Origin of the sequence: Myroides albus (assembly GCF_024722315.1) — a bacterium.
Classification (GTDB): Bacteria; Bacteroidota; Bacteroidia; order Flavobacteriales; family Flavobacteriaceae; genus Flavobacterium; species Flavobacterium album_A.
The window spans coordinates 1,137,858-1,160,916 of sequence record NZ_CP102754.1; the positions used below are offsets into that span (position 1 = coordinate 1,137,858).

14 protein-coding genes are annotated in these 23,059 nt (G+C 35.5%); 3 read left to right on the plus strand and 11 right to left on the minus strand.

What is annotated here, in order from left to right:
• Nucleotides 1-355 precede the first annotated feature (355 nt).
• The 4 genes from NWE55_RS05375 to NWE55_RS05390 all read right to left on the minus strand — a co-directional run bounded on the left by NWE55_RS05375 (nucleotide 356) and on the right by NWE55_RS05390 (nucleotide 10,116).
• Nucleotides 356-1,834: a RagB/SusD family nutrient uptake outer membrane protein gene (locus tag NWE55_RS05375; protein ID WP_155092804.1), complete on the minus strand. Its 1,479-nt coding sequence runs from the start codon at nucleotides 1,832-1,834 to the stop codon at nucleotides 356-358.
• A gap of 5 nt (nucleotides 1,835-1,839) precedes the next feature.
• The gene (locus NWE55_RS05380; protein ID WP_258204647.1) at nucleotides 1,840-4,896 is read right to left on the minus strand and encodes a SusC/RagA family TonB-linked outer membrane protein; all 3,057 of its coding nucleotides are present in this window, start codon (nucleotides 4,894-4,896) and stop codon (nucleotides 1,840-1,842) included.
• A gap of 391 nt (nucleotides 4,897-5,287) precedes the next feature.
• Nucleotides 5,288-6,865: a RagB/SusD family nutrient uptake outer membrane protein gene (locus NWE55_RS05385; RefSeq protein WP_155092802.1), complete on the minus strand. Its 1,578-nt coding sequence runs from the start codon at nucleotides 6,863-6,865 to the stop codon at nucleotides 5,288-5,290.
• Between the two features lie 11 nt (nucleotides 6,866-6,876).
• A complete protein-coding gene (locus NWE55_RS05390; RefSeq protein WP_160339338.1) occupies nucleotides 6,877-10,116 on the minus strand; it encodes a SusC/RagA family TonB-linked outer membrane protein in 3,240 nt (1,079 codons plus the stop codon).
• A 357-nt stretch (nucleotides 10,117-10,473) separates the two neighbouring features.
• Here NWE55_RS05390 and rnhB point away from each other — a divergent pair, with 357 nt between their 5' ends.
• The gene (gene rnhB / locus NWE55_RS05395) at nucleotides 10,474-11,073 is read left to right on the plus strand and encodes a ribonuclease HII (protein WP_155092800.1); all 600 of its coding nucleotides are present in this window, start codon (nucleotides 10,474-10,476) and stop codon (nucleotides 11,071-11,073) included.
• Between the two features lie 508 nt (nucleotides 11,074-11,581).
• On the opposite strand, the gene hemL is transcribed toward rnhB, so the two are convergent.
• The 3 genes from hemL to NWE55_RS05410 are packed head-to-tail and all read right to left on the minus strand — an operon-like array spanning nucleotide 11,582 to nucleotide 14,671.
• Entirely contained in the window at nucleotides 11,582-12,862 is a 1,281-nt protein-coding gene (gene hemL, locus NWE55_RS05400) for a glutamate-1-semialdehyde 2,1-aminomutase (protein ID WP_155092799.1), read from the minus strand.
• 2 nt (nucleotides 12,863-12,864) lie between these two features.
• Nucleotides 12,865-13,782 carry a glucosaminidase domain-containing protein gene (locus NWE55_RS05405; protein WP_155092798.1) on the minus strand — a complete coding sequence of 306 codons (918 nt, stop codon included), beginning with the start codon at nucleotides 13,780-13,782 and terminating at the stop codon, nucleotides 12,865-12,867.
• Between the two features lie 7 nt (nucleotides 13,783-13,789).
• On the minus strand, nucleotides 13,790-14,671 hold the full coding sequence (locus NWE55_RS05410; RefSeq protein ID WP_155092797.1) for a 1-aminocyclopropane-1-carboxylate deaminase/D-cysteine desulfhydrase: 882 nt from the start codon (nucleotides 14,669-14,671) through the stop codon (nucleotides 13,790-13,792).
• 312 nt (nucleotides 14,672-14,983) lie between these two features.
• Between NWE55_RS05410 and hutU the strand changes: the two genes are divergently transcribed.
• Complete coding sequence (hutU, locus tag NWE55_RS05415; RefSeq protein ID WP_155092796.1) at nucleotides 14,984-16,972, plus strand: urocanate hydratase; 1,989 nt, start codon at nucleotides 14,984-14,986, stop codon at nucleotides 16,970-16,972.
• A gap of 21 nt (nucleotides 16,973-16,993) precedes the next feature.
• On the plus strand, nucleotides 16,994-17,533 hold the full coding sequence (locus NWE55_RS05420) for a DUF4136 domain-containing protein (RefSeq protein WP_155092795.1): 540 nt from the start codon (nucleotides 16,994-16,996) through the stop codon (nucleotides 17,531-17,533).
• Nucleotides 17,534-17,588: 55 nt separating this feature from the next.
• Here the strand turns inward: NWE55_RS05420 and NWE55_RS05425 are convergent, their stop codons facing one another.
• The 4 genes from NWE55_RS05425 to tnpC form a co-directional block, all read right to left on the minus strand.
• On the minus strand, nucleotides 17,589-18,779 hold the full coding sequence (locus tag NWE55_RS05425; RefSeq protein WP_155092794.1) for a hypothetical protein: 1,191 nt from the start codon (nucleotides 18,777-18,779) through the stop codon (nucleotides 17,589-17,591).
• A 454-nt stretch (nucleotides 18,780-19,233) separates the two neighbouring features.
• The gene (locus NWE55_RS05430) at nucleotides 19,234-20,154 is read right to left on the minus strand and encodes a hypothetical protein (RefSeq protein ID WP_258204648.1); all 921 of its coding nucleotides are present in this window, start codon (nucleotides 20,152-20,154) and stop codon (nucleotides 19,234-19,236) included.
• Nucleotides 20,155-20,321: 167 nt separating this feature from the next.
• Entirely contained in the window at nucleotides 20,322-21,428 is a 1,107-nt protein-coding gene (locus NWE55_RS05435) for a hypothetical protein (protein ID WP_258204649.1), read from the minus strand.
• Nucleotides 21,429-21,442: 14 nt separating this feature from the next.
• Nucleotides 21,443-23,017 carry an IS66 family transposase gene (gene tnpC / locus NWE55_RS05440; RefSeq protein ID WP_058699129.1) on the minus strand — a complete coding sequence of 525 codons (1,575 nt, stop codon included), beginning with the start codon at nucleotides 23,015-23,017 and terminating at the stop codon, nucleotides 21,443-21,445.
• Between the last annotated feature and the right edge of the window lie 42 nt (nucleotides 23,018-23,059).

The following is a 23,059-nucleotide window of genomic DNA, read 5'->3' on the forward strand; positions in this document are numbered from 1 at the left end:
AACAAAATATTTATATAATAATTAAGTTTAATTCACAAAAAATTTACATAAATCAAATACAACAACAATACATAACTAAGCCTAAACGCGCAAAAATAAAAACACAACAACTATTTAACATATTTGATGAAAATAAAATCAATACTACCCGTTTTTAATACATCTTACTAACAATACGTTAAAGGTTATTTTTTTAAAAAAACGCCTTTTTTTGTCAAAGCAAATGAAAAATCACCCTATATTATTGACATAAAGTAACTTCACACCACATAAAAAATCAACAAACTTCCTTAAAACAAAAAAAGCAGTGGAATTACCACTGCTTTTTATACGAATATCTTAAAAAGAAAGTTTCTTATTTATAAGCCTGATTCTGCTCAAGTTTTGAAACATTAATCTCCTTTTGAGGAATTGGAAACGCCAAGAAAGGATTGCCAAACTCAATAGAATCTCCAATATCTTCATTAGCGATGATTTTAGGATTTGTTATCGGTAGTTTCCAACGCATTGCATCTTCAAATCCAAAACCTTCAAACATCAACTCTTTCTGACGGACATCTTTCAAATCGTCCATCGTTATAGTGCTAAAGCTTTTTGGCTTCTCAGTACCGTTCTCTTTAAACACTACGCGCTTACCTTCAATCTGGTTCATATAATCTAAAGCAACAGCTGCATCTCCATTTGACGCTCCTTGTAACTGAGCCTCAACGTAATTCAACATCACCTCTTCTACTCTCAACATGCGAATATTAGACGATCTACTTACATACTTACCTGTATTTCTAAGTGCTTCCGTATCTTTCGCACCATCTAATTTGATTACTTCTGCGCGAATATCCTCTCCATCCTTTGGATTAAATACTGTATCTACAGTAGCATAATTCCATTGAAGATCACCATACCCACCTGAAGTACCAATACTATAAATATATTGCAAACTTGCAGTAAACTGATTATCTGTTCCTGATTGAGCTAATTCAAAAAGAGAATTTGTCATAACACCTTCCGATTTATAACCATCCAAATAACCTGATCTTGGCAATACGTCAACATTTCCTTTGTTATTAATCGCCTCTGCTGCTGACTCAATTACCACATCCAATTTACTCTTGTCAAATTGAGAAAAGAACAAAGCGATACGAGATTTCAAACCTAACGCTGCAGCATAGTTAATGCGCTCTTTCACAAGACTATTCCCTTCAGCTCCATTATCTCTACCTTCTTTCAAATAAACTATACCTTGATCTAAATCTTCAAAAATTCGCTCCATATTCTCCTTTACAGTAGCACGAGCTATTTTTTCATCAGCATTAGAAGGATCTGTTTTATAAGGTACTCCTAAAGCAGATACCCCTGCACCATTTACATACTGCTCACCATACAAACGAACCAAGTCGTAATGTGCCAACGCGCGAATTACATAACCTTGCCCTTTGTAATAATTATTAACAGCACTACTCTCTACATCTGCTCCAATAACTTTATTTGCATTCGTAATTACACGGTAAATTTGCAACCATGTATCCACGGCATATTTATGAGTTGGCAACAAAGCAAAACCCGAAACATTTCCAAAGCGCCCTGTACGGTCAGACGAATACATATAAGGAGCTCTTGCTTCTGAAAATACGATGACATCTCTACCATAATAGAATTCAGCTGTCATCCTTGCATATGCACCATTCACAGTCGCTTTTAACTCTTCTGTTGTTTTAATTGGCTCTGAACCATCTTTGTAATTTGATTGTTCTGAATCTAATGAACAAGCCGTAAATGTCATCGCACCTATTCCGAGAAAACCAACAACCGTCAATATTCTAAATATCTTTTTCATTGCTTTTAAAATTTAACATTTAACGTAAAAATCACAGACTTCAAAGGTGGGGTAGCCATTTCTACAAATCCTGTAGCATCTACCTCTGGATCCCATTTCAATCTTTTATCTTTCACCCAAGTGAAAGGGTTCATAGCAGATACAGCTAAGTTCACTCCATCTACACCAATGAATTTAACAGCTTCTTTCTTCAAGTTATAACCAAATGTCAATTGTCTAAGGCGAATATGATCTCCATCGTACAGCCATCTCGTACTTGGTGAAGTATAATTAGCATTACCTCCTGTAGATACACGAGGAACATCTGTAATATCACCAGGGTGCTGCCATCTATCCATCAACTCAGTAGTACCATTATAGGTATATAGTGAACGTGAATTAACTGTATTTGTATAGGAAGCCCATCCATCGTACACAGAATAACCTGCTGCAAAAGAAAATAAAGCATCCATATAAAACCCTTTATAATCAACGTGCGTATTAACACCACCTGTTACTTTAGGAAGAGCACTTGTATTTTGGTATCGCACCTCTGCTTCGTTGTAATTTGTCGTCTTAGTACCATCTGCCTTATACCATTGTGCATTACCCGTTTGAGCATCTACACCCGCATATTCTCTTAAATACCAAGTACCATATGCTTTTCCTTCTTCAATCGCATTATAGCTTCCCAAAACTTTAACCGTTTCACCGTTAATCACAGGCATATTAGTTACCTTATTCTTTACTGTTCCAACGTTTCCACCAATAGACCAGTTAAAGTCATCTCCTCTAAATAGATCATAATTCAGTTCTACCTCGATACCTCTATTAGTCATATCTCCAATATTCATCCATTGTGCTTCATACCCAGAAGTCATAGACAATGGACGTTGATACAATAGGTCTTTACTCTTACTTTGAAAATAAGTAAAGCTTCCCGTTAAGCGATTATTAAAGAATCCAAACTCAACTCCTGTATCGAATTTCTCTTGTTTTTCCCATCCCAAAGGTCCACCATATTGATAAGCAATAATAGCCGATTCATTGTTATATGTACCAGGCTCTAACAACTGCATATACATATTCGGATTGATAGTTGAGTTACCTGTCGTACCATAAGACCCTCTCAAACGCAATAGGCTAATTGCATGTGCACTATCCATGAAAGCCTCTGAACTAATATTCCATGCACCACCTACAGCAAAGAAATTCCCCCAACGCTCGTCTTTTGAAAATCTTGAAGAACCTTCTCTACGGAAAGTTACATCCAATAAATAGCGATTTTGGTAGTCGTAGTTTAACATTCCCAAATAGCTCAACTGTGACCAATCGTAGTAATCAGCAAATGTCGTAAAGTTAGCCGCTGCTGTTCCAAGACCTTCCATTCCTGGAGGTAATACCTCTCCTCTACCTTGTAATCTATTGAATTTATTCTTTTGGTACTCCATAACTCCTTTTACATTGAAGCGATGTGAATCCCCTAAATAAAAACGGTAGTTCAACGAGTTTTGCCAAACGTAGTTAAAGATTCGCTTTTCATCTTGAGAAGCTGACCCCTTATAAGCTTTACCATCCCCGTGTATAGGATTATAATATTGAGAATAGTTTGACAAGGTATAGTCCAAACCAATACTTGACTCAAATTTTAAATCATCTAATATTTTATAACCAATAGCATTATTTGATATTACTCTTGTAATATCGTTCACTATTGAGTTGTGTTTACTCGTATATAGAGAGTTGTGTAACCCTGCAGGCGTGTCCAAGTTGTACGAACCATCTTCCGCATAAATCGGTGCCCATGGACTCATAAACATCCCTGTCAAGTTAGGGTTAGAAAAATACGCTCCCCCTTCCATAATACCATTTTGCTTAATGTTCGAAACATTAGCCCCAATGGTAATATCCAACTTTTCATTCAGATTACGCGTCATATTAAATGACCCTGTTACCTTTCTAAAGTCAGAACCAATAACTGCTCCTTCATATTTATCATGCCCTAAACTCGCATAATAAGTACCCTTTTCATCACCTCCATTTACACCTAAGCTAACAGAAGTTACTAAAGCATCTTGATTCTTAACAGCTTTACGCCAATCGTTGTTCACTGAACCATTGTTTACCCATTGCACTAATCCATCATTACCATAATCTCCTACATACCAATCCCAAACATTGTCTTTATTGAAACCCTCTTCTTTACCAAATGAATTAATATTTGCCTCTAACCACAATTCTTTCTTTTGTTCTCCTGATAAGAATTTTGGTCCTTTACGTGCAAAGTTTTGAAAACCAACACTTGTTTTCAAACTATAAGAAGGCTCTCCTCTTTTACCCTTTTTAGTAGTAATCAAAATTACTCCATTACCACCACGTGCACCATAAGCAGCAGTTGCGGCAGCATCTTTTAACACAGTCATCGATTCGATGTCGTCACTGTTAATACCAGATAAAGCTGACAAAGAAGTTCCCGTTGCAACTCCATCGCTATCAACTGCCCCAGATAAGTTATCAGTAATAATAGGCATTCCATCAACAACGTACAAAGGCTCATTATTAGCCGACATAGAGTTACGCCCGCGAATACGGATATTTTGTACTGCTCCAGGTGACCCAGATGTAGAAGCAATTTGCAAACCAGCTACACGTCCTTGAAGCGCTTGATCGACTGATGCTACAGGTGTTTGACTTATAACTTCCCCCTTCACTGCTACCACATTACCTGTGATTTCGTTTTTAGCTTTAGTTTGTCCATACGCCATAACAACGACTTCCTCTAATTCTTCTCCTGCAGCGACCATATGTACATTATAAAATGAAGCTGCCCCCACTTTATACTTAACATCTTTCATGCCGATAAAAGAAAAGATTAACGTCTGGCCTGGTTTTACACTGATAGAATATTTACCATTCAAATCAGTTTGAGTACCCTCTTGGGTCCCTTCAATAATAACAGTAACTCCCGGTAGAGAAAGGCCATCCTCTACTACGGTTCCTGTCAAAGTTTTTTGTTGAGCAAAACCCACTTGAAAGAAAAACAAGCAGAGTATACTCAAAATCCATTTGTACTTTGATCTCATATTTAAATTGAATTAGTTTTTGAGGAAGAGTACAAGAAAAAATCGTGCTAAAAATTCAACAAAACTGAAACTTTAACACAGAAAGACATATATACAATTACACATATCAAACATATTTTATTAAAAACACAAAAACACAGGCAAAAAGCAATACTTATAATCCTTAAAATACCATCTGTAAATCACAATAAATGTAAATATTCAAAACACTGTTAAATTTTAATATCTACACTAACTCCAGTGAATGTTCTCTGGAAAAATGCCTAAAAAAAGAATAGACACAGTGGGAAATCACAAGAAAAACCTGCTAAACCCAAACCAACTTGGTTGAAACAAAAAAAGAGTCACAACAAATGTTGTGACTCTTCTCTATCTAATAATATCAATTGTCTTATTTCAATTCTGAACTAAAGTCAACTTCTTTATTTGGTGTTCTCCAAGTCCATTTATGTGAACTTTGAGCGTCAATCTTACCTGCTAATGAAGCTGGATAGTTTCCACCTTCTTTACCTTCAAGTCGATTGATATCTAAATTCCATCGCTTCATATCAAACCAGTCAAAACCTTCACCCCATAGTTCGATTCCTCTGTATTTCACGATTTCTTTAAACATCTCATCACCTGATTTATCACAAGTGTAAGCTTCATCTCTACCTGAATTTTTAGTCAATTCAACTAATATCTTTGCAGCTTCACTATCATTACCTAAGAAATGTTCAGCTTCAGCCTCAATTAAATACATTTCAGAAACTCTAAAATGATTCAAATGTCCTACACCTGGCATATCATTAGCTTTGATCTTAAACTGCATATAAGCAGCTACCGTCGCAGCAGGGTTAAGATCGCGGAATTTATCTCTTGCTAACTTATCCATCTCTGAACCGTTTTCAGTCACACCTGAATCAAGAGCGTACACTCCATCTACAAGTACACCTTTATCATTATATGTGTTAAATGGAGTTGGATCTAAGAATAACTCTCTGCGAATATCTGTTTCTGGAATAGTTTCATAAAGCTCTTTAGCCATTCGTTTTGGATAACTACGAACAGCAGTAGCTGATGAGTTATACGCCATATACGCTTGGTATGAGAAATAGAATAATTGCTCATCAGAAGCACCATGACTACTCCAAATCCACTCTTGATTAGGATTTGCAAAACCTTCTTGGTATTGCTTTACAGTCATCAATGGATACTCCTCTTTCACTAAAGAAGCGTACTTCTTAGCTGTGTCGTAATCCTTCTTAGCTAAAGCAGCTCTTGCGAAAATAGCTTTCGCAACAGTACCATCAATCAAGTGATTCTCACCACGACGATCGTAATTACTCTCATCGAATAAGCTAATCGCGCTTTCTAAGTCAGCATAAATCTGCGTGTAAATATCAGCTAAAGGAGATAAAGGTAATTCTGCAGGTTGATTCTCCGATGTACGAAGTACTAAACACGCTTGACTTCCATTATTCGAATCATCCCATCTATAACCATAGATTTGAGATAACATCGTATAACTATAAGCTCTATATGCCAAAGCTTGAGCTTTTAAGTATTGTCTTTCATCTTTAGTTCCTTCAGCACTATCTACATGCTCAATAATAGTATTTGCATCTGCAATTATTTTATAATAATAATGCCATGGATAATAATCGTAAACCGAAGAAACATTATCGTAAAAGTTTCCAACGATTAGATTTTTCCAACCAGGTAAGTTTACACGGAAATTCTGTCCCATGTATTCCCCATAATACATCTTAATCGTTCCTTCACCATTAAATCCTTGACTACCCACATGCTGAGTAACCATCAATTTTGCTAAACCATTAACAGCTATTTTAATACCTTTTGTGTCCTTAAGTAAAGTTTCTGGAGAAACTTCATCTGTAGGATAAGTATCCAAATAGTCTGAACTACAAGCACCACTTAAAGCAATAGCAGCAACAAGTACAAAGTATTTTATATTTTTAAATTTCATTTTCGTTAATTTTAGAATGCAACATTAATACCAAATGTATATGTACGAGGAGTAACATAAGCATCATACAGAATACCATTGTAAGTTTGTTGTGGATTCATTCCTTTGCGTTTTGTAAAAGTTAAAACGTTTTCAACTCCTGCAGTAAAACGCAATCCGTTAATCCCCATCTTCTCCATAGTTTCTTTCGGCATCTCATAGCTCAATGAAATATTCTTGAACACTAAATAAGAAGCGTCTTTCAACCATCTATCAGAATAAGTTCCACTTGTATAGCTTGATCTATCAAAATCCATTACTGGAGTTCCATTAGGATCAATTCTGTTAGGAGATGTTTCTGTCATTCCTTCAGGAGCACCAGTCCAAGATCCTAAGATATCTTTGTGTAAAGCTGATGGATTTGATGTAACATTCATTAAACCTGAATATGAAGTATCGTAAACTTTCCCACCAATACTATACGTAAACAAAGCAGATAAAGAGAAGTTTTTATAGCTTAATGAAGTATTAAAACTACCATTTACTTTAGGCAATGCACTACCAGACCAATCTCTACGCGCATAAGTTGTATAAGTAGTGTAATATTTGTCTCCAATTTGAGCTAAATATTGATCTTCAACTTGTTTTTTACCAGCTTCTCCTGTTGCAGTGTACACATCTGTATCTAATTCATACAAAGCATTTCCTGTCATTTGATCTACACCAGCATACTGATATAAGTAAAATTCAAATACACTCTTACCTTCTGCAATTTTTTGGTAGTCATTTCTAACAATTCCAGCCTCTCTATTTTCTGCTGGTAAAGAAGCAACTTTATTCTTTAACCAAGTTGCGTTAGCACCAAAGTTCCATCTTAAATCGTGATTGTTGATGATATCGATATCAAAAGCAACCTCAATACCTTTATTAGTAATAACACCAACGTTTCTTGTGATTAATGCCTCAGCACTTCCAGTAGATGTACTTCCAGTAGAAAGTGGCAAGTTAAAGTCGATCAATAAGTTTTGTGAACGCTTGTCAAAATACTCCACACTTAAATTCATGCGGTTAAACAATCTTGTTTCTACAGCTGCTCCAAATGAAGAAGAAGTTTCCCACTTAAGATCTTTATTTCCATTTTGCGATCTATAAGCACCTGGTTTACCACCATTCTTAACAATCGCATACAAATCTTGGTATGCATACCAATCAACACCTTGATCGTTACCTACTTCACCATACGAAGCACGAACTTTAAGATTGTCAATTACGCTTGATTGGAACCAATTTTCGTTAGAGATGATATAGCTACCTCCAACAGACCAGAAGTTACCCCATCTGTTATCTTTGTGGAATTTAGAAGACCCATCGCGACGGAAAGATCCTTCTACGAAATACTTATTATCATAGTTATACTTCACACGAGAGAAGTAACCTTCTGTACGGTAAACATCTGTATAATCTAATAAGTTAGTTGTTTCACTAAAGTTTACGAAATCAGGTAATCCTGCGAAAGTCTCTCCTGATTTGATAGCGTATAATGTACTTCTTTCCGTACTGTAATTTTCGTGTCCTAATAAAACTTGAAGATTGTGATTTCCTAAATCTTTGTTCCAGTTCAACAATTGTTGCGCTGTATACGTTTTATATCTTCTAATATCACGACGTCCACGTCCAATTGTTCCTGAACCATCACCGATAATAGCATTCTCATATTTGCGATCTTCAGCGTTACTTGTATTTAAATCCCCTCTAATAGAGAAAGTAAAATCTTCTAAAAACTTAATATCTGCAAATACTTGAGCATTCATGGTATTTCGAATTGTTTCCATTGAATTCAATTCGTTCTCCCAAATATTGTGTCTACCTTTAAACTGATTTCTTGTTTTAGTACCATCGTCATAAACTCTGTTTCCACTTTCATCTCTTACAAATGAACCATCTGCATTATGCAAGTGAACAGGGTAAATAGGCGCAATGTTACGAGCGAACATAAATGGGTTTGTAAAGTTGTTAGTATTGTCTCTATCCGCTGGAACACCATTCGATACTTGATGAGATCCAGAGATATTTGCTCCAACTTTTAACCAATCGTTTACGTTATAATCTGCATTTAACCTTCCAGTAAAACGTTTGAAATCAGATTTTTTAAAGTATCCTTCGTTGTTTAAGAATCCTGTAGAAAAGTATGCTCCTCCTTTTTCGTTAGCAATTCTACCATTCATATTAATATCTTGGAAATACCCCGTTCTTTCAATTGGTTTGTACCAATCTAAATCACTTTTGTATCCTTCTAATATTTGAGCATCTGATCTTAATTGACCATTTTCAAACAATTGATCTGCAGGCTTGTCGTAAATATTCAAACCTAAGAAGTCTTTAATCAATCCACTATTTGCTAAAGCTGTAGCTTCATCAAAAGATTTTCCTCCTGTTAAAAGACTGTTTCTATAACCTTCATACATTACATTCATGAAGTCATCTGGTCCGATGCGATCGTAATCTTTAATACCACGTGTATAAACACCTTGTTTCATATCCACGTTAAAAGATACACCAGCTTTAGAACCTTTCTTAGTAGTAATCATAATTACCCCATTAGATGCTCTATTACCATATAACGTTGTAGAAGATGCATCTTTCAAAACAGACATACTTTCAATATCCGCAGGATTAATATCAGAAATATTACCACCATAAGGAACACCATCTACTACGTATAAAGGTGCGTTAGCATCAACTCCTTTTACTTCTCCTTTCAAAGATGTAAAACCACGAATACGAACCTCTGGCTCAGAACCAGGCTGACCTGAAGTATTATTCACTTGAATACCAGCAGATGCACCTTCTAAAGCTGAAACAGCATTTGAAGAAGATCGCTTAGTAATATCATCTGACTTTACAACCGAAATAGCCCCTGTTACAGATTCTTTAGTTGCAGTACCATAGGCAACAACAACTACTTCCTCTAACATTCCGTCGTCATAAGTCATTTCTACATTATAAGTTGTAGCATTTCCTACTGTGTATGATTTGTTATTCATACCGATAAAAGAAAACTCAAGAACATCTCCAGGCTTTACTTGGATAGAATATTTTCCGTCCAAATCCGTTTGTGTTCCTTCTTGAGTCCCTTTAATAATAACAGACACTCCTGGTAGAGTCATACCCCCCTCAGAGACAACTCCTGTCAATGTCTTTACTTGAGCAAAAGAAATTTGCACAAATAGCACCATAAATAGCGCTAAAGTCCATTTAAACTTTGATATCATTATTAAATTGAATTAGTTAGTTCACAAACTTAAAAAAGTAATCTAAAAACTAACAAACCCTCATAGTTATTAACATCAAGGCCGTTTTCAATTATCAAACTATTAATATAAAATACTTAAAACTTCTAAATTATTATATAAAAAACATCTCTACACAAGAATAAATAAACATATGTAATTCGCAAAAAGTGATATTATCACAAACAAAATAAAAAAACGAGAATACTTTTAACTAAAAAAACTTTCCATAGACCCGATTTACCTTAAACAAAACTTAATTTTAACATTACACTAACCTAATAAAATCTTCATATGCCTCAATCTCTTTCTATCTTTGTTTCACAAACCTTTTATAAAATGTTACTAAAAAATTATTCAGGATTAATCTTAGAAGCGGGTACTGATGAAGCAGGTAGAGGATGTATTGCTGGTCCTGTAACGGCTGCTGCAGTAATCCTACCAGAAGATTTTGAAAACGAATTTGTTAATGACTCAAAGAAAATTACAGCGAAACTCAGGTATTCACTAAGACAAGTGATTGAAGAAAAGGCATTGACGTATAAGGTTACTCACATATATGAGGATACAATTGAAGAAATCAACATCCTGCATGCTTCTATCTTAGCTATGCAGCAATCTGTCTTAGCTCTGACACCCAAACCTGAATTTCTCATTATTGACGGAAATAAATTTACACCCATTCCCGAATTGCCCTATGAGTGCATTGTCAAAGGCGATATGAAATACCTTAGCCTCGCAGCTGCCTCTATCTTAGCTAAAACATATAGAGATGACTATATGGATCAAATTCACGAGGAATTTCCCATGTACAATTGGAAGAAAAACAAAGGATACCCTACAAAAGAACACAGAGAAGCCATAGCAAAATTTGGACCTTGTAAGTATCACAGAAAGTCATTCAAACTGCTTCCCGATCAATTAAAACTTGATTTTTAACGAACAATCCCAATACAGATGCTCCACGAGCATCTTTTTTATATAAAATTTAGTGCTTATCAAGACAACTTATTTCTTAAATCCACTTTGAAACAATCCTCTCACATTGGCTATTTCGGAGGAATTGATAGCATAGCAGTCACAGGGTGATCGCATAGTGGTCGCATACTTTTGCGCATAAAGTATGCGACCACTATGCGACCACTATGCGATCATATGCCGACCACAAGCCGACCACCCCCTAAAATCCCTGTCTCGTCCTAATATAGTTGTACAGATATTATATACAATCCCACTTATAACTATGTACTTGTTTTTATACTCCAATTGCAACGATACAAGTTCGTGTCGCTTGTTTTTTTCTTCTATTGCTTTTTCTTTCTCTTTTAGCTATTTAAAACAGTAAAGTTTTTCACAATGGTTCAGCCTTTCTTATCACAACAAAAAAGAGGTAACCACTACACAGTGATTACCTCTCAGTTTGTATTTTAAATCGCTTCAGTAGAACTTAAGCAAAAATCTTATTTACCGCGTTAATTGTATAATCTAAATCTTCATAAGTCAGCGCATCAGTAATAAACCACGTTTCATAAGAAGATGGAGCAATATAGACACCTTCTGCAAGTAAGCCGTGGAAAAACTTGTTAAAAGTATCATTGTGACCATACCCTGCGGTATCAAAATCAACGACTTCTCTTTTGTCGAAAAACACTGATATCATTGACCCTACGCGATTAATTGTATGATCTACGTGATTAGCTTCTAACACACGACGAAGACCTTTCTCTAAATAAGCAGTTTTCTCCTCTAAGCGAGAGAACAATTCTAAATCTTTCTCGATTTCCTGCAACATAGTTAAACCAGCAGCCATTGCTAATGGATTACCAGATAGCGTACCAGCTTGATAAACAGGGCCAACTGGAGCTAAGTAATTCATGATTTCAGCACGACCTGCAAAAGCTCCTACAGGCAATCCTCCTCCAATCACTTTTCCAAAAGTAACTAAATCAGCATTTACCTTAAACAATTCTTGAGCTCCACCTCTTGCAAGCCTAAATCCAGTCATAACCTCATCAAAGATAAGCAATGCTCCAAACTCATCACACAGTGCTCTTAAACCTTCTAAAAAGCCCTTTTTCGGAGGCACACACCCCATATTCCCCGCTACAGGTTCTACGATAATCGCAGCTACTTCCTCTTTGTTTGCTTCCAAAATAGCACGTACGTTTGCTAAATCATTGTAAATAGCAAGTAAAGTGTCTTTGGCTGTTCCCTGCGTAACACCAGGACTATTAGGCGATCCAAAAGTCACTGCTCCACTTCCTGCCGAAATCAAGAATGAATCTGAATGCCCGTGATAACATCCCTTAAATTTGATTATCTTCTCTCTACTCGTAAAACCACGAGCTAAGCGAATCGCACTCATACAAGCTTCTGTACCAGAATTTACAAATCGTATCTTGTCGATATTAGGTACCATTGACACAGCTAATTCAGCTATTTTCGTTTCAATCTCAGTAGGCATACCAAATGAAGTCCCTAATTTTGCTTTTTCAATCACAGCATTAACTACTGGCTCATAAGCATGTCCCAAAATCATAGGCCCCCATGAGTTGATATAATCAATCAAGCGATTCCCATCTTCATCATACAAGTAAGCCCCTTTCGCTTTCTTTACAAAAATCGGTGTACCTCCAACAGATTTAAAAGCTCTTACAGGCGAATTAACACCACCGGGAATTACTTTCTCAGCTTCAGCAAATAACTGACTACTTCTTTGATACAACATAATTATTTTATTTTTAAGATTTGACCAATTGACAAAGCTGTTCCCGACATCTTATTCATTTTTTGAAGTTCAGAAACAGTCATATTATATTTTTTGGAGATAGAATACAATGTATCTCCTTTCTTAACTACATGACTTTTTTTGCTACTTGTAGTTACTTTTGTTTGAGGGATAACAGGCTGCGTTTCTACATAAGTATCTTCGTAAACGCCACTTTGCAATCCCATAATATCCATCATTTCCTTATCGTAATCACTCAGTGAATAACGCTCTATAAGGCTAATTAATTTATCTGCATACTTTGGATCTGTAGCATATCCTGCTTTCTTTAATCCTCTTGCCCATCCCTTATAGTCGTCTTTAGGCAGTGTAAACAAATCGCTGTATCGACTTCTCCCTACCAAAAACATAGAGTGATCTCGATATGATTCGGCTGGTGAGTCGTACTTTCTAAAACATTCATCAGGTGCATCATCTGTATGTCGTACAGAAGGTCCTTCCCATCCTTTATGACACTTAATACCAAAGTGATTATTGGCATTGCGGCTAAGTGTTCCCTGTCCTGAACCAGACTCTAAAACGCCTTGAGCTAAAGTAATACTCGCCGGGATACCATGATTCACCATATTGTCTTGTGCAATACCTTTGTAAGTCAGAATATAATTTTGAATTAGATCAGTAGTGACAACGACAGAAGACGTCGCGTCTAACACTTGCGATTGATCGCTATTACTTGTTACGCGTTTGTACTCCGTTGTTTTCGCCTGTTTATGTTCCTCTTTTTTGCGCAAATCAGCTCTGTATTGTTCCTTAGAAACAAGCTCCTTTGTGCGTACTTTCTTCCCAGATAGAGTACTCCTCTTTGAACCACAACTTACAAGCAAAAGAATGCTTGTTAACAATAAAACCTTTTTCAACATATATTACTTATTCACCTTTTATAATATCATTCCAACCTTGCAACCCACCAGAATGGATGAGCAGTATTTTGCTATTTTCGGGAAATTTGTCTTGCTCAATCATTTTGAGTACACCAAATAGCATTTTCCCATTATAGATCGGATCAAACAATACTCCTGTCTTTTTCTCTATATTCAACAAGAAATCAATCAACTCCTGAGTCACTTTGCCATAGCCTCCAAAGTGATAATCTAAAATGAGATCCCAATTTGTCCTATTTGTATACTTTCTAATTTCATCAAACAGAAAATCACCCTTTAGAGCAGGAAAACCCAAAACTTGTTGTCGTTCAGTAGAGGCATTGATAATTCCCGCTACTGTACCTCCAGTACCTGCCGCACAACAAATATAATCAAAGACTTTGTCTTCCTCTTTTAATATTTCCTCTGTACCTCTAATAGCCAACTCATTTGTCCCTCCTTCGGGTACCAAATAAAAGTCGCCATACACTTGTTCAAGGTAATTGACAAAGGACCGGTCACTCTTCTCTCTATACTGCGTTCGCGTTACAAACTCAAACAACATTCCATCTTGCTCCGCTTTAAATAGCGTAGGGTTATCCTTGTACTTAGTCTTGAGCTCCTCTCCTCTTATCACTCCTATTGTCTGTAATCCTAAAATACGTCCAGCAGCGGCTGTTGCAGCAATATGATTAGAATAGGCTCCTCCAAAAGTTAAAAGTTTGCTATATCCTAACCGCTTAGCTTCAGCTATATTGTATTTTAATTTGCGAAATTTATTACCCGATACTTCTGGGTGCAATAAGTCTTCCCGCTTAACAATTAGTTGAATCCCCTTGGGGAGATTTAACAGCAATTCTTCATTATACACCTTTTCTTTCTCAAACATATTTCAGAAAATAAAACCCAAACTAAATATACAATATATAGAAATTTAACGCTTACACACGCTTTAAAATTGCCATTACCCAAACTTTAAATCTAAAGTAATGTTAAATACGAAATATTAAAGGTGTTTTATTATTAATTTCAAGGGTATCAATCCGATATAAGAATAGAAATAAAACAAATTATTATTATCTTACAGCCAAGAAATTAAACATTGCGATTAAATGTCACAACTACGGCAAAAGTAAAAAATACTCTGCATTATGTGATGTCTTAGTCCATATAATTATCAAAACTAAACAAAACTATTGTAATGACATTTCAAGAACTTATAAAACAAGGTATTCCAAGTGAATTACCTCAACCAAAAACTTATGACATTAGTGTAAATCACGCACCAAAGAGAAAGGAAATCTTAAGCAATGAAGAGAGAATATTAGCGCTGAAAAATGCTTTGAGATACTTTGATAGCAAGCACCACGCTACACTAATTCCAGAGTTTAAAGAAGAACTTGAAAAATATGGTCGAATTTACATGTATCGATTTCGACCTGACTATAAGATGTATGCTCGTCCTATTGAGGAATACCCAGGTAACTCCCTACAGGCAAGAGCTATCATGTTAATGATACAGAACAACCTTGACTATGCAGTAGCCCAACATCCACATGAGTTAATTACCTATGGTGGTAATGGAGCTGTATTTTCAAACTGGGCACAGTATCTTCTGACGATGAAATACTTGTCAGAAATGACAGATGAACAAACCTTAGTTATGTACTCAGGTCACCCTATGGGACTATTCCCTTCTCATAAAAACGCTCCGAGAGTAGTCGTTACAAACGGTATGATGATCCCTAATTATTCTAAACCAGATGATTGGGAAAAGTTTAATGCCTTAGGTGTAACACAATACGGACAAATGACTGCAGGAAGTTATATGTACATAGGTCCACAGGGTATTGTACACGGAACGACGATTACTGTGTTGAATGGCGGTAGAAAAATCTCTAAGAATGGAGAGGGATTAGCGGGAAAACTATTTGTTACTTCAGGATTAGGAGGTATGAGTGGGGCGCAACCAAAAGCTGGAAATATTGCGGGGTGCATTACAGTTTGTGCTGAAGTTAACCCAAAAGCTGTACATACAAGACATTCTCAAGGATGGGTAGACGAAGTGATTACTGATATAAACGAATTGGTTGTACGCGTTAAAAAAGCACAACAGAACAAAGAAGTTGTTTCTATTGCCTATCAAGGAAATGTCGTGGATATATGGGAAGAATTTGATAAACAAGATTTATACATTGACTTAGGATCAGATCAAACATCATTACACAACCCTTGGGCTGGAGGATACTACCCTGTAGGAGTGTCATTTGAAGATGCTAATGACCTTATGGCTAATAATCCTTCTCGATTTAAAGAATTAGTACAAGAATCACTGAGACGACAAGCTACTGCTATCAATAAACACACGGCAAAAGGCACCTACTTTTTTGACTATGGAAATGCATTCTTACTCGAGGCATCAAGAGCAGGGGCTGATGTGATGGCACCCAATAATATTGATTTTAAATACCCAAGTTATGTACAAGATATTATGGGTCCAATGTGTTTTGATTACGGGTTTGGTCCATTTAGATGGGTTTGTACTTCTGGTAAACCAGAGGACTTAGCCAAGACAGATGAGATTGCTTGTGAGGTATTAGAGGAGATGATAAAAAACTCTCCAAAAGAAATACAACAACAAATGGCGGATAATATCCGTTGGATAAAAGGAGCTCAAGAGAATAAATTAGTTGTCGGTTCGCAAGCACGTATCTTATATGCAGACGCAGAAGGGCGAATTAACATTGCTAAAGCGTTTAATGACGCTATCAAAGCGGGCAAAATAGGACCTGTTGTTCTCGGTAGAGACCATCACGATGTATCAGGTACAGATTCCCCATATAGAGAAACCTCAAATATCTATGATGGATCAAAGTTTACAGCTGATATGGCGATACACAATGTGATTGGCGATAGCTTTAGAGGTGCTACATGGGTATCTATTCACAATGGTGGCGGTGTAGGCTGGGGAGAAGTGATTAATGGTGGATTTGGCATGTTACTTGATGGTACAGTTGAAGCGCAAAAAAGATTAGAGTCAATGTTGTTTTGGGATGTAAATAATGGAATCGCTCGTAGAAGTTGGGCTCGCAATGACGAGGCTATATTTGCAATTAAACGTGCGATGGAAGTTGAACCTTTATTAAAAGTGACTATTCCAAATCTTGTTGACGAAAGTTTATTAAAGTAAACAACTAAAAAAACGTTAGATATGAAATTGATTAAGTTTATTCCCATTGCATTTGCTTTGCTTTTGACTGCTGCCTGTAGCAGTGTCAGAGTAAACACAGATTACGATAAGTCAGCTAACTTTACAGCTTACAAAACTTATGCTTTCTTAAAAGAAGGTGTCGATGCTGCACAAATTAATGACATAGACAAAAAGCGTATCCTAAATTCAATTGATGCTGAATTAACTGCAAAAGGTTTTGTTAAGTCGAATGACAATCCTGATTTTGTAATCAGTATTTTCACTTTAGCAACTAAAAACGTAAATGTCACTCACAGTAATTACTATAGCCCATGGGGTTATTATGGATATGGACCTTATTGGGGACCGCAAAACACAAATATTTCTACTCATATAGAAGGTACTTTATACATCGATATATTTGATACTAAAAGCAAGAGCTTAGTTTGGCAAGGAACCGGAATGGGATTGATTACGCCAAATCAAAAATCAGAAAAAAAAGAGGAGAGAATTAAAGAGTTTGCTCAAAAAGTCTTATCTACTTTTCCTCCTACAAAATAAGAAGGTATTAAAAAGCACGTTGTAAATTCACAACGTGCTTTTTTTATTAGTTTACTTATTTACTCAAAAGTTTACGACTTTCTAATTTCTTATACTCTTTTGGGAATGTCAAAGTTTTGAAATAGTCCTTAGAAAATTGCACTGTCTTGCGGTTATCTTTAAATTCAAGGGATAGATTAGCTCTTGACTCTGTCACATCATAAGACATCATAGATTGTACTCTACCATCGTAAATCACCCCTGCAAAAGTATTAATGACATTAAGTGATACAAAACCATTATGATCAATAAAATCACGAAGGAGAACACTAAACTTCTTAATATCATTTGTATTCATTGTCTCTTGGTGATCTGAAGAAACGATAAGTCCCTGTAAGTCAATTTCCAACATTTCATTCTCACCAGGATAAATTGCTACCTCAGGATTCTCTTCTTGAATGATTACTTTCCAAATTCTCGCTATGGCACCTGATACAACAGTATTACCTTCAACGGCAAAATCTTCACTTACTACATCAATGAAATAAGTTGCAAAAGTAATTACTTCACCTTCAGATGTCGTAGTCTTATTCAATTTTACAAGATCTACATCATCAGCACCTTTTATCGTTTCGGCATACAAGAGTGTACGGTTGGTATCAATCGTATAAACCTTATTGTTAATGTAAATAGTATTCGGCTCCCCTTTAGGTCGTTCTTTGACTTCTACTTCAACAGTTCTGGACATCTTATAACCATCTTTGGTTGCTACAAACTTAAACTTACCAGATTGATTAGCAGTCCATTTAACACCTTCGACTTGTGAGCCATTTTGATCTTTAATAGTTACATTACTCAATATATCGTTTCCTGTCTTGGCACTGAAAGTCACCGTTTCTCCAACGTAAATACTACTTTTGTCCACTGTCAAATCAATAGCTTGAATATTGTCACTTACCACTCTAATTGTCACATTGTCACTCTGATCATAACCGCTTTTTCTTGCAAATACATTATACACTCCTTCTTCTTTAAACTGATATGGATTAGATATCTGTTGCTCTCTCATATATAACTTAGCATCTTTAATTGCTATGTTATTAGCAGTAACTGTAAAGTAAACCTTTTCTCCTACCTTTACGTCATAAGCGTTTACTTCAACAAATAACTTCGCATTTTCACGTTCATCTGAGTCACTATCTTTAGAACAGGTCCATAGAAAAAAGCTACTAATACCAAGTAGGAATAACATTAAAATTTTTTTCATCTTTATATATAATTTGGTTCTTCTCTCTATATAAATTTAAACATTTTCAAACTATTATAATTTTACTTTTCAAAGCATATGTGACATATTGTATCATTATCTAAATTCTAAACCCAATAGAAATGCTTACTCGTACTGCTTTCTTTGAATTTTTAAATTAATCAAACATTGATAAAAGAAAATGTAAAATAATTCATTTGTATTTACTCTTTATTATTGCTTGTTTTATACCTCATAACAAACACTTACTTCTTCCAAAAAAAGGCAATAACTCCTCCATTTAAAATCTTACACAACTAATAATAAAATCAGCTACTTACATTATTATATTCTCAAAAACACTCTAATATTAAGTAAATAAATCGCTAAATATTTTAAATAACGGTACTAAAAAAAGAGCCTGAAAAGACTCTTTAGATAACACCTTATTACTACTAACAATATCTCTTAAAATCTATTTTCCCTTGCTTAAAACAGGGATACAGGATAACTGCTCGTCGAAACTAAATTCAGTGAGTGAAGTATTGCCTTTCAAATGCTTTGAGCGATCATCCTTAGAAGTATCAATAGCATACATAGAAGAAATACTACCTGCGTAGTTCACACTATTGTCCGCTGCTTTAATATCAATACTGACTTTGCCTGACTCATCTCTAAATGCTTTTAATTTAATATCTAACAATTCAATTGCATCGTCCTTAAACTCAACATTTCCTGATTCAGACACAATGAACCCATTGATATCGATTTCCTCTGCACCAGGGACACCAGGGTAAATTAACTCATTGCTATCTTCGTTTTGAAGTACAATTTTATATATACGAGATAAAGCCCCTTTAATAGATTTATCACTATTTACCTCAAAATCAGACGTTCGAACTTCAACAACATACCTACAGAACTTTACAAGACCAGTACTCGTTTCAAGTTCGTATACTCGAACTAAATTCTCTCCTTCGTATTGTACAGTCTCTGCATAAAGTCTTGTGAATGATGACGCTATATTATAAGTCTTACTGCCTACTGAGATGAAATTAACTGCTGGAGTATCAACATCTAAAACAACAACTGTAATCAACTCAGAATCAATCATTCCTTCTCTTTTTGCTATGACATTATACCGACCAGGTTTATCAAATATCTTTGTATAACCAATCTCCTGATGATCCATATAAATCTTTGCATCATTAACTTTCTTATCATTTGCTTTTACTGTAAAAACAACGGATTCTCCAACTTTAACATTGTAATTACTTGCTTGTATAATCAACTGAATTTCATTAGTAGTATTATCATTATTACTATCATCGCTACTACACGATACAGACATAAAACACACTAAAGCAATTAGTATCAATGAGAGTATTTTTTTCATAATCAAATCTTTTTATTCAATGAATGGTTGTTTACAAAATAACAATACTTATTATATCCAAACCTACATCAAATCAATTATATATTGCTAATTAATTACAATAATCAACTAAAAAAAGAGATAACCTCTATGGAGGTTATCTCTTTCTAATTCAATTAATAAACTGATTATTTAATTGCTTTAAGCTTTCCTTTAGGTCCTTTAGCTTTAATATTTGTTATACTATTTGTGCTTGGTTTTGATACAATAAACACATAAGCTCCCTCTAATACACCAGAATAGTTCACATTAAATTTAGTCATACTTGGTGAAGTGTAAGTACCTGTTGAACCAATTCCTACAGAAAACACACCGTCTTCACTCACATCATATCCTACATATAAATCAGAACTATCATCTGGATCTGTATAATCTATATCTCCATCTATTATAGTGTACATATCTCCCCATAACCATTCAGACGCAAGAGTATTCAAAGGGGAAGATTCTTGGTTCTTAGCCTCTATATAAAAAACCATTCCTTGAATCACACCACCTTCTTCCCAAGCGTTATCATAATCTTCATCAGTATTCTGACCTTTGTACATTTGGTAAACATATCTAAAAACTTTTCGACCATCTTTCAACGTGTAAATAGCTTTTACATAATTAGGTTTTCCTTCTGCCGTCTTTCCATCTTCATAACAAGCGACACCATATAGTCCGTAACTCAACTCATATGTCTTACTACCTAAAGTAACAAAACTTTCAAACTCTGGTTGCTCATTCTCCGTAACTCTAACAACTACTTCCTTTGAATCTATATAACCTTCCTTCGTTGCTATAAACTTAAACTCACCAGCTTCATCTGCGATCCATTTATTGTTATCAACAGTTTTACCTTGCAGTGATTTAATTTTAAAATCCTTTACTTGAACACCGTTTTCTCTCACAAAGAACAACACTTCTTCCCCTATCTTAATCTCAGAAGCATCAGTTGATAGCTCAAGTTGTTTCTTGCCATTTGAGTCTGTTACGTTGATTGTAACCGAGGCACTATCCAAGAAGCCTTTTTTCTTAGCAACTACAACAAAAGTTCCCGCTTTTTTAAAAACATGCTCTTCCCCAATTGTTTCACCATTTATGGTAATCTTAGCACCATCAACAGCCTTATTGTCAATAAGCACCGAAAACTTTACGGTTTCTCCGACTGTAACAGCCGTTTTATCAGCTTTTAATACCAGTTGTTTTTCATCCTTTTTCTCCTCTTTGGGTATGCACCCGAGCAAGTACATCTTGTGAGATATAATTATTCTTCTACAACGTTTGAGTTTAATGTTTTATAGTTATGAGGATATAAATCTGTAATGTTCTTGTGGTTGATAGATTGAATATTTTCTAGAACATATTTAAGCCATTGGTATGGATTAATATCGTGCTTTTTGCAGTTAGCAAAAAACGTATACGCCATAGCCGCCCTTTGAGCTGCATCGTGTGATCCTGCAAAGAGATAGTTTTTACGTCCAATAGCTACTGGTCTAATTACATTTTCAATGAGATTATTGTCTATCTGTAAGTTTCCATCATATAAGTACGCACTAAGATTATCCCATCTAGTTTGTGAGTAAGCAAAAGCTTTACCTATTTGACTTTTAGGAAGTACGAGTTTCATTTGAACAAACATATATTTACCCAGTTCATTGATGATTGGTAAGCTTTGTTCTAATCGAAGTTCTTTAATTTGCTCTGGGGTTAAGTTTTGTTCTTTTGCTTTTCTTTCTACAGCATATAGTTTTTGTATTTCTACAAGTACATGCTGTGCTTTTGTCTTATCATTGTCAAGAGCTCTTTCAAACTCACGACGAGCGTGTGCCCAACAGCCCAGATGAACTACACCAGACTTAGCTCCATAGGCTTTGTATCCGCTATAACCATCGGTTTGCAGATATCCTTTGAAGTTTTCTAATACAGGTAGTGCAGCGCTACCACTACGTGTGGGACTGTAATTGAACATTACGAGTTTGGATATAGGTGCGTGATACACCCAATAATACCCAAGATGAGATTTATCTTTCTTTTTCTCATCTAAGACTTTGATGGTGGTTTCATCAACTTGAAGATATCCTTCATTTTTGATGTCCAGCAGAAGCTTTTCATATAGTGGTTTTAAAGCATCCATACATTGAGCTGCCCAGCCATCTATAGTAGAAGAAGCTATATCGATATTTTCTCTTGAAAAGCGTTGCTTCTGTCTATATAGCGGAAGGTGATCTACGTATTTGTCAACAAGTATTGTAGATAATAATCCTTCAGAAGGTATTCCTTTATCTATAATTCGCTCTGGAAGCAGTGCAATACTGATTTGCGTATTGTCTTTGTCTTTCGTGGCGTATTTATATCGGATGTAACGTTTTATTTTAAAGTAACCTGGAACATAATCTAAGACATCTGTAGTTTCTTTACCAATGCAAATCTTATCAGATAAATCTCCCTCTGGGTAGATTTCTATTTCTTCTACAGGTAAATGATCGGGTAGTTTAGCTCTTCCTGGATGTTTTTTCTTCTGACGAGAATAAGTGATCTCTTGTTTGATTACTTCTTCTTGTTCTTCCAGGACTGCTTGCTGAACCTCTAAAGGTAACTGTGTTTGATTAGGGTCTTCGAAACGCTCGCGTTTTTGTCCAAATTGCATGCGTCGTAAAAGATCTACTAAGCGTTGGAGTTCTTGCTTTTCTTGTTCTAGCTGAGATGTCTTTTGCTCTAACTTAGATGTCTTTTGCTCTAACTTAGTATTTATTTTGTCTTGTTTGGAAATAGTCTTAGACTGCTTTTTTATAAGCGCCAAAAGTTGTTCTTTCGATAAGTTTTCTAAGTCTATTTCCATGAAGTAAAAATACGTCAAAAGCCCAGAATATACAAGGTTTTA